Here is a 14947-nt window from a genome sequence, read left to right as displayed (position 1 = left end):
CCCCGTCGCGGCCCCCGTCTCCGCCGAGCGCGAGGGTGTCTCCGTGCGCTTCGACCTGGCGCTGAGCGCGCGACCGCGAGAGGCGACCAAGGGCGCGCCGCTCCAGGGCACCGCGCGCTTCGTCCTGTCGGACGCGAAGTCCGGAGCGCCGCTCCAGGACCGGCGCGTGCTGGGATGGATGGCCCTGCGCGAGCCCGACGCCGCGCCCCTGGACGACGCGGCCTGCAAGCAGCGCGTGAAGACGTACCTGGGGGGCCTGCTGTCGGCGCGCGCGGAGGTGGACCTGAATGCCTACTGGTTCATCACGCTGAACCATGACCAGACGCTGTCGGTCATCAACCCGCAGATCTCCTTCGACCGCACCAAGCTGCACAGCCTGGTCTCCGTGGGTGGCGAGGTGGCGGACTGGGCCTTGCTGAAGGACCGCTCCGCGCTCTACGTGACGGTGCCCTCCGGCAACTCCGTGTCCGTGGTGGACCTGCAGCGCTTCCTCACGACGCGAACGGTGCGAGTGGGCAAGAGCCCCGGCCGCATCGTCGTGGCTCCGGACGGGCGCACGGCGTGGGTGAGCAACGACGGCGATGGCACCGTGAGCGTCATCGACACCGCCGCCCATGCCGAGGAGGGGACGCTCACGGTGGGCGCGGGTCGCCACGAGGTGGCCTTCTCCGACGAGGGCCGCACCGTCTGGATCACCAGCACGGAGGCCGATGTTCTCACCGCCGTGGACGTGGCCTCGCGCGAGGTGCTGGGCACCGTGAAGGTGGGTCCGGGCGCGGGCGATGTCGCCTGGAGTCCAGTGGCTCGCGCCGTCTTCGTGGCCCAGCCCCGCTCGAACGAAGTGCTGGTGGTGGACCCGGCGAGCCGCGAGGTGTCGCGTCGCATCGCTGTAAAGCCCGGGCTGGGCGCGCTGCGGTTCGACCGGACCGGGCGCTGGGCCTTCCTGCTGCATCCCGAAGCGGGCGCGGTGGACATCATCGACGTGGCCCGGAGCCAGGTGGCCCACTCGCTGACGGGGTTCTCGGCGCCGGACTCGGTCGTCTTCACCGATGCATTCGCCTACGTGCGCAACACCTCCAGCGGGCGCGTGTCGCTGGTGGAGCTGCGCACGCTGGAGGGCGCCGGCACGCCCTCGGTGGTGAACGTCACCATGGGCCAGCGCGCGCCGGAGGAGTCGCGAGGGCTGGGCCGCTCGGACCCCATCGCCGCGCTGCCCGAGGGAAACGGCGTCATCGTCGCCGGCACGGCGGACCGCGCTTTGTTCCTCTATCAGGAGGGAATGATGGCTCCGCGCGGGACGCACTTGAACTACGGCCGTGAGCCTCGGGCCGTGCTGGTGCTGGACCGCTCGCTGCGCGAAGTGGATGCGGGCACCTACTCCGCCACCACCACGGTTCGGGAGAACGGCACGTATGACGTGGCGTTCCTGCTCGACAACCCGCGCGCCATCGTCTGCATGGAGTGGAAGGTGGGCGGGGTTCCGGAGGACGCGGGGTTCGCGAAGAAGCTCCCGTTGAAGCTGACGGCCGGGTTCGACGCCACGCGCATCCTCACCGCCGGCACCACGACGCCCCTGCGCTTCAAGCTGGAGCCCACGCAGGGCCCCGGGAGTCCTCCCGTGAGCGCCGAGGAGATTCGCGTCCTCCTGTTCAAGACGCCGGGCACCTGGCAGGTGCGCACCGAGCCCCGTCGCATCGCCGAGGGCGAGTTCGAGGTGGACTTCACCCCGCCGTCGCCTGGCCAGTACAAGTTCGTGGTGGGCGTCGAGAGCCGTGGCATCGACCTGGGCCGCCTGCCGCACTTCACCTTCGGCGTCGACGCGGCTCCGGCCCCGGCGACCGCTTCCGCCTCCGAGGTCCACCGATGAAGCCCCGTCTGTCGTCGTACTCGAAGCTCGTCGTCCTCGCGCTGGGGCTCATGGGAGGGCTGCCAGTGTCGGCACAGGAGGTCGCCGTGCCCACGCCCAAGCCCGCGACGTCGCTGGACGTGCAGGTCCCCGACGTGGAGCTGGTGGACCAGACGGGCCGCGCGGTGAAGCTGTGGACGGATTTGGTCCAGGGTCAGACGGTGGCCATCAACTTCATCTTCACGCGCTGCAAGACCATCTGTTCGCCGATGACGGCGACCGTGGCGCGCGTGCAGAAGGAGCTGGGGCCGCAGAGCAACGTGCGCTTCATCTCGATTACCTTGGACGTGGCCAACGACACGCCCGAGCGCATGGCGAAGTTCGCCGAGCCCTTCAAGCCTGGCCCGGGCTGGTCCTTCCTCACGGGGGAGCCGGCGAAGGTGAAGCAGGCCCTGGTGGCGCTCGGAGGGTATGTGCCGGACAAGGAGGCGCACCGCCCCACCGTGCTCGTGGGCAACGCGGTGGCGGGCACGTGGACACGCGTGGACGGGCTGGGCAGTCCCAGCGCCCTGCTCGCCGCGATTCGCGAGGCCCAGGCGGCTTCCGCGGGGCCCTCGGCGCTGGGGGCGACGGCGCAGGCGGATGCCCGTGCCCAGGACGCCTCGGCCGAGAAGTACTTCACCAACACGGAGCTGGTGGACCAGCACGGCAAGACGCACCGGTTCTACGAGGACCTGGTGCGTGGGCGGAAGGTGCTCATCAACTTCGCGTTCACCGCGTGCAAGGGCGCGTGCTCGCCGATTACGAAGCATCTGGCGCAGGTGCAGGAGAAGCTCGGCGGTCGCGTGGGCAAGGACATCACGATGATCACCCTCTCGGTGGATCCGGCCAACGACACGCCCAAGAGCCTGGGCACCTTCACGAAGAAGATGGGTGTGCGGCCCGGCTGGTACTTCCTCACGGGCGCGCGTGAGAACATCACCCTCGTGCTCAAGAAGCTGGGGGGCTACGTCGATGACCCGGATGCGCACAACACCACGCTGCTCATCGGTGATTCGGCCACGGGGATGTGGGTGAAGTCCCCGGCGATGGCCCAGGTGGACAACATCGTCTACGCCGTCGAGCACCTGAACGACCCGAGGTAGCGGCATGCCGAAGAAGCACGACGGGGCCCACGGTGTCGGCCGCTCGCGAGGAGCGAGCGTCGTGTCGCGTGGCGCTCCGTGGGTCTTGATGGTCCTGGCCTCGCTGTGGCTCGGCTGCAAGCAGGCGGAGTCGACTCCTGCTCCGGTGGACCCGCTGACGGCGAAGCGTGGGCGGAGCCTCTTCCAACGGGGCCAGGGTGTTCGGGGCAGGCCCCTCATGGGCTTCCTCGCGCCCGAGCGGGTGGAGCTGAGCGGCGAGGTGTCCGCATGTGCGCGCTGTCACGGGCCTTCAGGTCGTGGGAGTCGCGAGGGCGGCGTGGACGTGCCCGACATCACGCCCGGGGCGCTCGGACACTCGCGCGCGCGGGCGGTGGGGGCACTGGAGGACCGCGCGCGTCCGGCTTACACGCGGGCCACGTTGTTGCGTGCCATCACCGAGGGCATCTCCGCCAGCGGTCGTGAGCTGGGCGTGGCGATGCCAAGGTATGCGCTGGACGAGGTGGAGCGGGAGGAGCTGCTCGCATTCCTGGGTCAGCTTGGCGAACATCCGGACCCGGGCGTCTCCCCTGCGTCTCTCACGGTGGGCGCGGCGTTGCCCCTCACGGGAAGACGGGGCCCGCTGGGACAGGAGGCCGCGGCCGTGGTGCGCGCGGTGTTCGCGGATGTGAATGCCAGTGGCGGCATCTTCCGCAGGAAGCTGGAGCTGCTCGTCGAAGACGATGCCGCGCTCTACCCCGTCCGGAGCGAGAGTCCTCCGAATGCCACAACCACCCCACGACTGCGGGAGCGCGTGAATCCGGCGGAGTCCGAGCAAGAGATTGCCCGAGGCTCGCTGCCTCCAACCCCGGACGCCACCACACGAGTGAGTGAGCGTGTGAGTCCGACGGAGTCCGCGCGAGTGGCTGCCGGAGGCCCGCCGCATCTCGTCCCGGATGCCACCACGCGACTGCTGGACCGAGGCGTGCTCGCGCTGGTGGCCAGCATGCGACGGGGTCCGCTGCCCTCCGACGCGAGACTCACCGAGGAAGGTGCGCCCCTCGTTCTCCCCCTCGCCTTGAACGGTGGCACCTCCGACGAGGACAGCCCCGTGTTCTTCCTCTATCCGGATGAGCCCGCGCTCGCGCGGCTCGCGGTGCAGTCCCTCGCCACCACGCGCGAGTCCGAGCTGCGACGAAAGCCGCTGGTCGTCGTCCACACGGGCGGCGATGAGGGTCAGGCCTGGGCGCAAGCCGTGCGCGCGGAGACGACGCGCCGGGAGCTTCGCGCCCCCGTGGAGCTGCCCCTTTCAGACGGGCCGCTCCCAGTGGAGCACTGGGCCTCCGCGCCACCACCCGCCGTGCTCTACGCGGGAACACCCGAGGGTCTCGACACCTTGCTGCGTGCCCTGGAGGCCCATGCCCCCACGGTGAGAGTCCTCGCGCCAGCAAGCCTCGCCATCCCCGAAGTGGTGGGCGCATCCACGGGGCGCATCCACTTCCTCTACCCCGCCGGACTCGGAGAGCGAGCCCCCGAGCTCAAGGACTTCGCCGCGTTCATGAAGCGCCATGGCCTGGCTCCGGGACACACCTCGTTTCAGTTCGGCGCCTACGCCGCCGCGCGAGTCCTCGTGGAGGCCCTCACCCGCGCGGGCGCGGAAGTCACCCGCGCCAGCCTGACGCAGCAACTGGAGACCCTGCGCGACTTCGACACGGGCGTCTCGCCTCCCGTCACCTTCGGCGTCAATCGCCGCGTGGGCGTGCAAGGGGGACAGCTCGCGGCGTTGGACCCCGCGACGAATCAACTCGTCCCGGTGTCGGACTGGATACCCCTGACACCCTAGCGGTTGTATGCGAGCGTCGGGTGCATGGCCCTGCCCCAGACCCGCTTCATCGAGACCACCCTGCGCTCGCCGCTGATGCAGTTGCCCGTTCGGACCGTGGTCTTCGAGCTGGAGAAGGGGCGCGTGCTGCTATCACCCGCCTCGGTGCTCACCGCCGAGCAACTCCAGGAAGCCGGCCCTGTCACCGACATCGTCGCCCCGAGCCTGATGCACACCGCGGGAATGAAGGCCGCCGCGAAGGCCCATCCGACGGCGCGACTCTGGGGGCCCATCGGTGTGCGGAAGAAGCTTCCCGAGCTGACGTGGCACGGCCAGCTCGATGTAGACCCCTGGCCCTTCGGGCGTGAGCTCTCACTGCATCCCCTCCAGGGACTGCCGAAGCTGCGTGAGACCGCGTTCCTGCACACCGCCTCGAAAGCGCTCTACCTGACTGACATGGTCTTCAACATCCCGGAGCCCAAGGGCCTCGCCGCGTGGCTGTTCTTCAGGATGTTCGGCACCTACCGCCGCTTCGCCGTGAGCAAACTGTTCCTCCGCTACGTCAAGGACTGGCCCGCGTTCGAGGACTCCATCGCGAAGCTCGCCGCGCTCGACTTCCAGCACGTGATTCCCTCGCACGGAGACGCGGTGCTGAACGAGGGCAAGCCCAGGCTCCTCGCCGCGCTTCGCGAACGCCAACTGCCCGCCTGACGACTCACGACACGGCTCGCATCGCCACCGGAATCTCGATGACCACCTCCGCGCCCGCCGCCCTCGGCTCCGACGCGACATAGGCACGGCCACCGTGTTGCTCCGCCACCTCCCGCACGATGGCCAGCCCCAGGCCCGTGCCTGACGTGTGCACGTCACCGAGCACGCGGTGGAAGGGCTCGAACACGACTTCGCGCTCGGCCGGGGGAATGCCCGGCCCCAGGTCCGCCACGCGCACCTGATAGCGCCCGCCCTCCCTCACCAGCCGCACGTGAATCTCGCCGCCCTCCGGAGAGAACTTCAGGGCGTTGGACAGCAGGTTGTCCACGGCCTGTCGCAATCCACCGGCGTCGAAGCTCGCTTCAGCCGGGCCAGGCGCATCCACCCGAATCATCTGGCCCCTGCGCTCCGCCTCCGCGCGCGCCCCCTCCACCGCCTGCGAGAGGAGCTGGGACAGGTCTCCGCGCTTGCGGTCCCACCCTCCTCGTCCCGCCACCGCGAGGTCCAGGAGGTTGCCCGCGAGCACCGCCAGCCGGTCCACCTCCCGCCGCGAGTCGAGCATGCTGGCGCGCAGCTCCTCCGGCGTCCGCTCCCGGCGCAGCGCCAGGTCCATGCTGGTGCGCATCAGGGTCAGCGGAGTGCGCAGCTCGTGCGCCGCGCCAGCGATGAGCCGCTCCTGCGTCTCGCGCGCGCCCCGCAGCCGCTCCGTCGCCTCCGCCAGCACCGCTCGAAGCTGGCCAATCTCATCGCGCTCCCGGTCCTCCACGGGCGCGCGGGAGAAATCTCCCTCCCGCAACTGGCCCAGGTGGCGGGTGATATCCGCCAGCCTTCGCGCCAGCTTTCGCGCCAGCGCGGTCTGCACCGCCAGCAAGGCCAGCCCCAGCACCGCGGCCAGCGAGAGCGCCATCCGGTAGTACGTCCCCACGGAGCCATCCACCTGCCCCAGCGACGCGGACAGGCGCAACGCATAGCGCTCCCCGTGGGGAGAGCGGACATTCACCCGCACCTCGCGCCACCGCTCGCCATTCAGGTCCACCTGCGTCAGGAGCCGAGGCTCGCCTCCGGGCTCTCCCGGCACGAGGCGCTCCTTCCCCACATCCACCCCCGCGGGCCCCTGCGGATAACGCACCACCAGCGCGCCATCCGGTCCATACAGGTAGCCATGGGGCGCGAAGGGCCGCACCTGCTCCAGGAGCGGCGACACCGCCATGTGCAGGTGGACCTTCTGCCCGGGCCCGTCGAACAGGCTCACGCTCTCGATGGCGGCCTGGGCCAACAACGCGCGGTCCAACGAGCGCTCCAGGTCATAGCGGAAGAGCTGCCCCGCCAGTCCCAGCGCGGTGAGCATCGCCAGCACGGGGAGGAGCGCGCCCAGGACCCAGAGGCGCCGTGCGAGCATCACGACGGTTCATCCGGGACCACCGTCAGCTTGTAGCCCACGCCGCGCACGGAGCGGATGGAGACGTCGGAGACCTGCAGGCGCTCCAGCTTCGCGCGCAGGTAGCCCACGTACACATCCAGCACGTTGCCATGGCCCTCGAAGTCCGGGCCCCAGGCCTGGGCCATCAACCGGGCCCTCACCTGTGCCTCGCCCGGATGCTTCGCCAGCGCGGAGAAGAGCGCGAACTCGCGCGGCGTCAGCGGCTCCTCGCGGCCTCCCTTGCAGAGCACCCGTCGGCGCGGGTCCATCACCACGCAGCCCAGTCGTACGGCGCCATCCTCCGACTCGCCCCGCCGCGCCAGCGCCTCCAGTCGAGCCAGCAGCTCCTCGAAGTCGAAGGGCTTCACCAGGTAGTCGTCCGCGCCCGAGCGCAGCCCCGTCACCTTCTCCGGCGTGGTGCCCCGCGCGGTGAGCATCAACACCGGCGTGCGCACCCCCACGCTCCGCCAGTGCTTGAGCAGCGTGACGCCGTCCACTTCCGGCAGCGCCCAGTCCAGGATGATGACGTCGAAGCCCTCCTGGGCTCCCATTTCCAACGCCTCACCGCCCCGGGTGCAGACCTCGACGGAGTGGCCCTCCTCCGTCAATCCCTGTCGGAGCAGGGCCACCATCTTCACTTCGTCTTCGACGAGCAATAACCGCATGTGAAGCCCCCTGCGCGCAGCTTTCCACGCTCCGCGGGGGCGTTTCCAGCGACATTCCCGAGACAAACGGCTCAGGTCGGAGCGGAGGGCCCCGCCTCGTGAGACATTGGCGATGATTCAGACCGCATCCCGTGGTCGAGGAGAAAGGCTCTCACGGCGTCGGAGATCTCCGTCCCCGCCTCCAGCAGGCCGGCGTGGCCCGCGTCATCCACCTGCATCCAGTGGGCATGCGGCAGGCGGTCGCGCATGCGGATCATCTCCCGCAGGGGCACCAGGGTATCGTCGCGCGCGGCGATGATGAGCGTGGGCACCGTCACGGAAGGCAGCACGTCCCACGCATGTCCCTTCGCCAGGCCGCGCAGCGTGTACCAGTAGGCCTTGGGGCTCATGGTCCGCAGCGCGAGCAGGAACTCGTCGATGTCGTCCCGAGGCGCGCGCGCCCGCAGCGCTCCCGCCGCGCGGGCCATGGGATAGGCGATGCGGCTGCCCAGCACCGCGCGCACCACCGGGGCGACCAGCGGCACCGTGGGGGTCGCCATCCGGAAGGCCCCGCGCACGGTGGAGAGCACGGCGCGCGCGGCCAGTCCCGGGTCACCGGAGCCCGGAGCCCCCGGCGTGCCGGCGATGAGCGTCATCGCGGGCACCAGGTCCGGCCGTCGCCGGTACAGCTCCAGGAGGACTCGCACACCCATGGAGAAGGCCACCTGGTGTGGGGGCCGCCCATCGCCACGCGCCATCACCTCCTCGGTGACGCGCTCCAGGTCGCCCACGTGCACGGAGACGTCGTAGTCGCCGCTACGTGACTCCTCGCTGCCACCGTGCCCCCGGTAGTTCCAGTGCACCACCCGGTGGTCCTGCTCCAGGCTGGAGACGATGTGGCGCCAGAAGTTCTCCGAGGTGCCAATGCCATTGCTCAGCAACACCGTGGCGCGAGTCTTCAGCGCGTCGTCCGCGGCCTGCTCGAGCAGGTCACCGACGTGGGTGTGCCAGGCCACCCGGGTCCCATCCGGTGCGACGACATAGCGCGTGGCGCGACGATAGGGCATGCCCCTTCACCATGATGCGGGGAAGGCGGGCGCGCAAGCGGTCCTTCCCCGCGTCCGCGGTGCGGAACACCGTCCCGTGACATGCCCGTCCAGGGTATGAGGACGCCATGCTTCGTGAGGATGCGAAGGACGTCGACATCGCCAGGGCGCTCGCGCACTACGCCGAGCACGGCTATGCCCGGCTGGGCCGGGTCCTGGATGATTCCGGACTGGAGGCCCTGCGCGAGCGGGCGGACGACCTCATGCTCGGTCGGGTGGTGTACCCCGGCATGTTCTTCCAGCCAGATGCGACCACCGGACGCTACGAGGACGCCCCGCTGGGCCTGGGGTGGCAGGGCCCGTCGCTGGACTACCGCAAGCTGGAGAAGCTGGAGAAGGACCCGCGCTTCCTCGCGTGGATGGAGAATCCCCTGTTCGAGCGGCTCGTCCGCGCGCGCATCCCCGGCGACATCGTCCTCTACCGCGCCATCCTCTTCCACAAGGGCCAGGCCGGCGGCAGCAACCTGCCCTGGCACCAGGATGGAGGCCGGCTGTGGGGCCTCACCCGAGAGCCGGAGCTCCAGCTCTGGACCGCCCTGGACGATGCCCCCGAGGACGGCGGCTGCCTGGAGGTGGTGCCCGGCACCCACAAGGCCGGACTGGTGACGGAGCTCGGTGGCGTCATTCCTCCGGACGCGGTGGCGGCCCAGGACGCGGAGCGCCGCGCCCTGCCCCTCCCCGCGCTCGCCGGAGAGGTCATCCTCATCCACAACCACCTGTGGCACCGCTCCGGACGCGGCCGACCCGGCCTGCGCCGCCGCGCCTTCTCCGCCTGTTACATGAGCGCGGACACCCGCTGTGTCCGCAAGAAGAAGGCGCCGCGCGTCTTCCCGCCCCTGTTCCGCGCTCCGTCGCCGTGACGGCACAGCTCACGGATGCAATGCGGGCCATGGCCGTCAATAAGCCTCCCGCCGCCGCGACTCGGCGTGCTGTCGCGCCCGCTTCTCCACCGCGCGGAACGTGTCCTCCACCGCGTCCTTCTGGCCCATGCGCGCCAGGAAGCCAGGGATGGAGCCAGCCGGATCCACGGTGAAGCGATACACGGCATGGGACTTCTCCTCCCCCCGAGGCTCCACGTGCCAGCTTCCTTCATTGAGCCGGAGGCGCACCGTGCCGCGCCGCTGGGGAAGGGCGTCCGGTTCCGCCTGCCACCTCTGAGCGAACACGCCCGAGCCATCCTCGGCCACCTTGGATTCCAGCACCACGTTGCTGATGTAGTCCCGCGCGGACACCACCGGCAGGTCCAGTCTCGTGTAGGTGAGCTGCCCCTCGTCTGGCAACTCCTTCAACAGGCGGGACTCCTTCACGTACGGCATCCAGTGCCGATAGGCGTCCACATCTCGCAGCACGGCCTGCACGTCCGCGGCGCTCGCGGCCAGTTCGCCCTCCGCCCAGACGTCCTTGGCCTGCGTCCCCGGCCGAGGCCGGACCTTCACCACGTACGGCGTCTCCGCCACCGTGCTCCAACCCTCCGCCGCCTGGGAGGTCCCCGCGGCGAGCCCCAGCGCCCAGGCGGCAAGCGCCGCTCCACTCCACAGCCTCTTCATGCGTTCTTCCTGGGCGACTCGGGCCCGGTGCGTCGTCACGTCCGATTCCGACACACGAGCGCCCCAGCGAATTCGCGAAGGCACACCGAGCCAGGGGCCAGGGCGGCCACCGAGCCGCCAGCCCTGAACGCACAGGGCCGCTCCGCGAGCAGCCGCGATGCGCTGACAAATGCCCCCGGCCGTTACAACGCCTTTCATGGCGCATGAGCTTCCGCATCGCCGCGCAGCGAAACCCAGAACCCGGGCACCTTGACGCGCCCGAACCACACCACCCGAGGTTGCGAAGTCGCGGCTTCGCTCTCAGCCCACCAGGTGCAAGCGAGTCATTGGCGGCACCAGCTCCCGCGCGCGCTGACTCACGGGCAGGGACACGCGGAAGGTGCTGCCCCGGCCTGGCTCGCTCTCCACGGAGATGTCTCCGCCGAAGCCGGTGACGATGCCGTGGCAGATGGACAGCCCCAGGCCCGTGCCCACCCCCACGGGTTTGGTGGTGAAGAACGGGTCGAAGATGCGCGCGCGCACGTCCGGCGCCATGCCCACGCCGGTGTCCTGCACCTCGATGATGACCCGCTCTCCCTGCGGACGCAGGGTGACGCGCACCTCGTTGTGCTCCGGCTTCCCCTCGGGAATGGCGTGCGCGGCGTTGATGAGCAGGTTGAGGAACACCTGTCCGAAGCGGCCTTCGTTGCCCTCCACCGGAGGCACGTCGCGGTAGTCGCGGATGATCTGCGCGCGCATCTTCAGCTCGCCGCGCGCCATGGTGATGGCGGACTCCAGCACCGCCTGGATGTTGACGGCGGTGGCGACCTCGTCGTCCCCGCGAGAGAAGGTCCGCAAGTCCCGGACGATCTGCCGCACCCGGTGCGCGCCATCCATCGCCTCTCGCAGCACCTCCTCCATCTCCGACGTGCGCCCCGGCGGCAGCTCGCGCGCCACGGACTGCAGCTCCACGGACAGGAAGGACAGGTTGGAGAGCACGAAGGCGAGCGGGTTGTTGATTTCATGCGCCACGCCCGCCGCCAGCGTGCCCACCGCCGCCAGCCGGTCCGACACCACCAACTGCGCCTGCATCGCCTTGCGGTCCGTCACGTCCAGCGACACCCCGCCCAACAGCCTTCGCCCCGAGTGCTCCTTCACGATGAAGCGATACGTGAGCCAGTGCCGCTCGGCTCCGTCCGGCGCGGGAATCATGCCCTCCGACGCGCGAGCCAGCCCCGACTCGAGCACCGCCCGGTCCTCCCGCCGCACGTGGTCCGCCGACTCCGGAGGCATCAGGTTCATGTCGTCCAGCCGGTCCAGGCTCGCGCTCTCGGACAGGCCGAAGAAGCGGCGGTATGGCTCGTTCACCCAGATGCGGCGGCCCTGCTCGTCCTTCATGTACGCCACCACGGGGCTGTGGTTCATGAAGGCGGCGAACAGCGCCTGCGACTCCTGGAGCGCGGCGAGCGCCGCGGCGCGCTCCTCCATCAAGGCATGCCGAGCCTCGGCCTCGGCCGCGTTGCCCATGGCCGCGCCCAACAGGCCCGCCATCAGCTCCAGCGTGCGCACGTCCCGGTCATCGAAGGCATTCGGGCGACGGGAGACCAGGTTGAGCGCGCCCACCGGCTGGGCCTCGCGCCACAGCGGTACGCACACCATGGAGCGTGCCCCCACCTGCCGCGTGGCGCGCACGTTGACGCGCACGTCGTCCTCGGTGTCGTCGGTGCGCATCACCTCGCCGCGCAGCAGGCTGGCGCCGGTGAGGCTCCCCTCCACCGGGAGACGGAAGCCCATGTGTGGCAACAGACACCCGGTGGCCACGGTGTACTGCGCGGACCCGTCCTCCAGCAGCGCCACCGCCGCGCCGTCCGCGCCACAGAGGACGCGTGCGCGCTCGCACAGCAGGCTCATCACCCCGGCCAGGTCCAACCCCGCCAGCGTGACGTCCCCCTGCGTCTGGATGATGGAGGACAGCCGCTCCATCTCCCCGCGCGCGGAGGCCTCGGAGGTCTGATGCTGCCTTCGCTTCGCCGAGCGCCGCTCCAACAGGTGCCTGCGCGCGCGGAGCTCCACCGGGGAGAAGGGCGCGACGAGGAACTCGTCCACGCCCGCCGCCAGCAGGGGCGCCAGGCCCTCGTCCGTCGCGGAGCGGGTCAGCCCCAGCACCAGCGGCTCCTCGGGCCTCGCGCGTGCTCGCAACGCATCCAGCCAGCGCGCATCCTCCGCGAGCCCCTCCGCCTCGACGATGAGCACGTCCACCCGGCCATGCACCAGCTCCGCGCCGGCCTCGGAGGCCTCGGCCCGGACGAGCACCTCCTGACCCTGGCGCCGAAGCTCCTCCGCCACGGGGTGTTGAAGGTCAGCGCTGATGCACAGGTACTTCATCCGTTCCTTCCCGCCGCGGCGAAGGTCCCTGGCCGTCTTTGGAATGTTACAGTCTAGCAGCAGCCTGAATCCTTTGCGCCGGTCCCGAGTGAGGGGCCGAGCCAACCCAGGACATCTCAAGAGAAGAGAGGCCGTGAGTGCCGGGCAGTCCAGGAGTCATCGTCGCCGAGCAGCCCCACTACCTGCCCTGGGTGGACTTCTACGAGCAGGTGGCGCGTGCGGGCACGCTGCTGGTGCTGGACAACGTGCAGTGGCTGCGGCGGGGCTGGCAACGCAGGACGCGTGTGGCATTGCCGGAGAATGTGCCCACACCTCCGCCCACCGAGCCGGGCTTCCAATGGCTGTCCATTCCGCTGGAGGACCCACACCGCGACGCGCTCATCAGCGAGCTGGCGGTGGACACCCGGCAGCCGTGGGCACGCAAGCACCTGAGCAGGCTGGTGACGCTGTATGGGCGGCGGCCCCACTTCGCCACCCAGGTGCTGCCGTTGCTGGAGCCCTTCTACGACAGCGTGGCACGCGAGGCCGGGCCGGGCTCGCTCTTGCGTGTGCTGTTGGGGAGCACCGCGTTGTTCCACGCGCCGCTGGGGCTGAAGCCAGACATCCTCCTGGCGTCCACGCTTCAGCGCCAGGGCGACGAGAAATCCGCGCGCCTGGTGGAGTACTGCCGTCAGCTCCAGGGCCACACGTACTACTCCGGGCTGGGCTCCTCGCTGTACCTCCAGGTGAGCCTGTTCCGGGACGCGGACGTGCGCGTGTTGTGGCAGCGCTTCCGGCACCCGACCTACCCTCAGGGTCGCGAGGGGAGATTCGTGCAGGGCCTGTCGATTGTGGACGTGTTGTCCAACGTGCCGGTGGAGGAGGTGCGCCGGTGGTTGGAGCCCTCGCCGTGGGGCCCCTTCGCACCGGCACAGGCCGGAAGCTGACGGCTAGGACGCGGAGGCCGCGGTGGTCTCCGAGGTCTTGTCGAAGCGCACGAAGTAGCTGCGCACGGCGGCGTCCAGCAAGGCGGGGTCCAGCTTCGGCTCCTGTCCCAGGTAGTGGGACATGTCGATGACCTGGTCCAGGAGGTCTCGGGGCTGGCAGGCCGCGAAGGGGCGGTCCGTCGGCCGGTAGTGCGAGTCGATGAGGTAGTCGATGGCGTTGGCGTTGTAGGCCACGCCCCGCTTGCGGCACATGATTTCGAAGATCTGGTGGAACTGCTCCTCGTCCGGCCGCTGCACCTCCAGCTTGTAGCGGACGCGGCGCAGGAAGGCGTCGTCCACGAGGGCGCTGGGGTCCAGGTTGGTGGAGAAGGCGGCGAAGACGTCGAAGGGCACCTGCAGCTTCTTGCCGGTGTGCAGGGTGAGCATGTCGATGTCGCTCTCCAGCGGGACAATCCACCGGTTGAGCAGGTCCTTCGGCGACACCTTCTGCCGGCCGAAGTCATCGATGAGGAGCATCCCGTTGCTGGCCTTCATCTGGAACGGGGCCTCGTAGTACTTCACTTCTGGCGAGTAGACGAGGTCGAGCATGTCCAGCGTCAGCTCACCGCCCACGACGACGAGCGGCCGGCGGCAGCGCACCCAGCGCCTGTCATACGAGGCGCCCGCTTCGTCCTCCACGGGCTTGTGGATGTTGGCGTCGAAGACCTTCACGACGAAGTCGTCGATGAGGATGGCGTGGGGGATGAAGATGTCCCCTTCGAAGCAGTTCACCATTCCCTGGCAGATGGCTGTCTTGCCATTGCCGGGCGGGCCGTAGAAGAAGATGGCGCGACCGGAGTTCATCGCCGGACCGATGCCGTCGTAGATGTAGTCGCGGATGACCAGATCGCCGAACTTGTCCTGCATCCGCGCGCGGGTGATGCGATTGCCGCGCACCGTCTGCTTCTTCACCGCCGCGATATACTCCTGGAAGGAGACGGGCGCGGGGCCGTTGTAGCGATTGCGGTCGGTGATCTGCCGCAGCATGTCCGTCACGAAGGTCGTGAGCTGGTAGATCATCGTGGACTTGCCGACGCCGGACGCGCCGCCGCCTCGGATGTCCACGTACTTCTGGCGGCGCAGGCCCTCGATGATGTCGTCGATGACGGCCGAGGGGAGCTGGATGCGGCTGGCCAGGTCCATGCCGCGCATCTCACCGGCGAAGAAGAGCGCCTTGAGGATGAGCTCCTCCACGAAGGTCGCCGTGAGGCCGGTCTCCTCCAGGGTGCGAGGCTGGGTGGGCCAGAAGCGCTCCTGGGAGCCCGCGTTGGGTTCCAACGCGCGCCGGGAGCTGGTGCCAGGGGTGCGCCGCTCGGGGCCCGAATAGGACGCCGGGGGTGGAATGGTCCGCCGCTCCTGTCCACTGGGGCTGTCTCTTATACACCTCTGACGCTGCCGACG

The 14947-nt window shown here is 69.8% G+C and carries 11 protein-coding genes; 6 read left to right on the top strand and 5 right to left on the bottom strand.

Going from position 1 to position 14947, the window contains the following annotated elements; translation table 11 throughout:
* From HUW62_RS38365 to HUW62_RS38350, 4 genes are all read left to right on the top strand, one after another.
* A partial coding sequence (locus HUW62_RS38365) for a hypothetical protein (protein ID WP_176437227.1) occupies positions 1-1867 on the top strand: 1867 nt, incomplete at its 5' end.
* Complete coding sequence (locus HUW62_RS38360; RefSeq protein WP_255203889.1) at positions 1864-2991, top strand: SCO family protein; 1128 nt, start codon at positions 1864-1866, stop codon at positions 2989-2991. The genes HUW62_RS38365 and HUW62_RS38360, both read left to right, overlap by 4 nt.
* 4 nt (positions 2992-2995) lie before the next feature.
* Complete coding sequence (locus HUW62_RS38355) at positions 2996-4810, top strand: ABC transporter substrate-binding protein (RefSeq protein ID WP_176437226.1); 1815 nt, start codon at positions 2996-2998, stop codon at positions 4808-4810.
* A gap of 24 nt (positions 4811-4834) precedes the next feature.
* Positions 4835-5500: a hypothetical protein gene (locus HUW62_RS38350; RefSeq protein ID WP_176437225.1), complete on the top strand. Its 666-nt coding sequence runs from the start codon at positions 4835-4837 to the stop codon at positions 5498-5500.
* Between the two features lie 4 nt (positions 5501-5504).
* Here HUW62_RS38350 and HUW62_RS38345 read toward each other — a convergent pair whose 3' ends face one another.
* The 3 genes from HUW62_RS38345 to HUW62_RS38335 form a co-directional block, all read right to left on the bottom strand.
* Positions 5505-6899, bottom strand: coding sequence for a HAMP domain-containing sensor histidine kinase (locus HUW62_RS38345; RefSeq protein WP_217911790.1), 1395 nt, complete (start codon positions 6897-6899; stop codon positions 5505-5507).
* Positions 6899-7585 carry a response regulator transcription factor gene (locus tag HUW62_RS38340; protein WP_163867119.1) on the bottom strand — a complete coding sequence of 229 codons (687 nt, stop codon included), beginning with the start codon at positions 7583-7585 and terminating at the stop codon, positions 6899-6901. The genes HUW62_RS38345 and HUW62_RS38340 overlap by 1 nt, the downstream gene beginning before the upstream one ends.
* Positions 7586-7656: 71 nt before the next feature.
* Positions 7657-8631, bottom strand: coding sequence for an alpha/beta fold hydrolase (locus HUW62_RS38335; RefSeq protein ID WP_176437223.1), 975 nt, complete (start codon positions 8629-8631; stop codon positions 7657-7659).
* A gap of 107 nt (positions 8632-8738) precedes the next feature.
* On the opposite strand from HUW62_RS38335, the gene HUW62_RS38330 reads away from it, so the two are divergent.
* On the top strand, positions 8739-9530 hold the full coding sequence (locus HUW62_RS38330) for a phytanoyl-CoA dioxygenase family protein (RefSeq protein WP_176437222.1): 792 nt from the start codon (positions 8739-8741) through the stop codon (positions 9528-9530).
* 36 nt (positions 9531-9566) lie between these two features.
* On the opposite strand, the gene HUW62_RS38325 is transcribed toward HUW62_RS38330, so the two are convergent.
* Both HUW62_RS38325 and HUW62_RS38320 read right to left on the bottom strand, forming a co-directional pair.
* A complete protein-coding gene (locus tag HUW62_RS38325; protein WP_217911788.1) occupies positions 9567-10217 on the bottom strand; it encodes an START domain-containing protein in 651 nt (216 codons plus the stop codon).
* Between the two features lie 300 nt (positions 10218-10517).
* Positions 10518-12581, bottom strand: a complete 2064-nt coding sequence (locus HUW62_RS38320; RefSeq protein WP_176437221.1) for an ATP-binding protein — start codon at positions 12579-12581, stop codon at positions 10518-10520.
* A 137-nt stretch (positions 12582-12718) separates the two neighbouring features.
* Here HUW62_RS38320 and HUW62_RS38315 point away from each other — a divergent pair, with 137 nt between their 5' ends.
* Positions 12719-13507, top strand: coding sequence for a WbqC family protein (locus HUW62_RS38315; RefSeq protein WP_163867115.1), 789 nt, complete (start codon positions 12719-12721; stop codon positions 13505-13507).
* Positions 13508-14947: the final 1440 nt, after the last annotated feature.

Source organism: Myxococcus sp. AM011, from assembly GCF_013372595.1.
GTDB lineage: Bacteria > Myxococcota > Myxococcia > Myxococcales > Myxococcaceae > Myxococcus > Myxococcus eversor.
This window is presented reverse-complemented; position numbering and strand designations above follow the sequence as displayed.

What these genes read in the sequence shown, in the direction of transcription:
- HUW62_RS38360 (WP_255203889.1), top strand. Translation starts at nt 1,864, where the DNA reads ATGAAGCCCCGTCTGTCGTCGTACTCGAAGCTCGTCGTCCTCGCGCTG.
- HUW62_RS38355 (WP_176437226.1), top strand. Translation starts at nt 2,996, where the DNA reads ATGCCGAAGAAGCACGACGGGGCCCACGGTGTCGGCCGCTCGCGAGGA.
- HUW62_RS38350 (WP_176437225.1), top strand. Translation starts at nt 4,835, where the DNA reads ATGGCCCTGCCCCAGACCCGCTTCATCGAGACCACCCTGCGCTCGCCG.
- HUW62_RS38345 (WP_217911790.1), bottom strand. Translation starts at nt 6,899, where the DNA reads ATGCTCGCACGGCGCCTCTGGGTCCTGGGCGCGCTCCTCCCCGTGCTG.
- HUW62_RS38340 (WP_163867119.1), bottom strand. Translation starts at nt 7,585, where the DNA reads ATGCGGTTATTGCTCGTCGAAGACGAAGTGAAGATGGTGGCCCTGCTC.
- HUW62_RS38335 (WP_176437223.1), bottom strand. Translation starts at nt 8,631, where the DNA reads ATGCCCTATCGTCGCGCCACGCGCTATGTCGTCGCACCGGATGGGACC.
- HUW62_RS38330 (WP_176437222.1), top strand. Translation starts at nt 8,739, where the DNA reads ATGCTTCGTGAGGATGCGAAGGACGTCGACATCGCCAGGGCGCTCGCG.
- HUW62_RS38325 (WP_217911788.1), bottom strand. Translation starts at nt 10,217, where the DNA reads ATGAAGAGGCTGTGGAGTGGAGCGGCGCTTGCCGCCTGGGCGCTGGGG.
- HUW62_RS38320 (WP_176437221.1), bottom strand. Translation starts at nt 12,581, where the DNA reads ATGAAGTACCTGTGCATCAGCGCTGACCTTCAACACCCCGTGGCGGAG.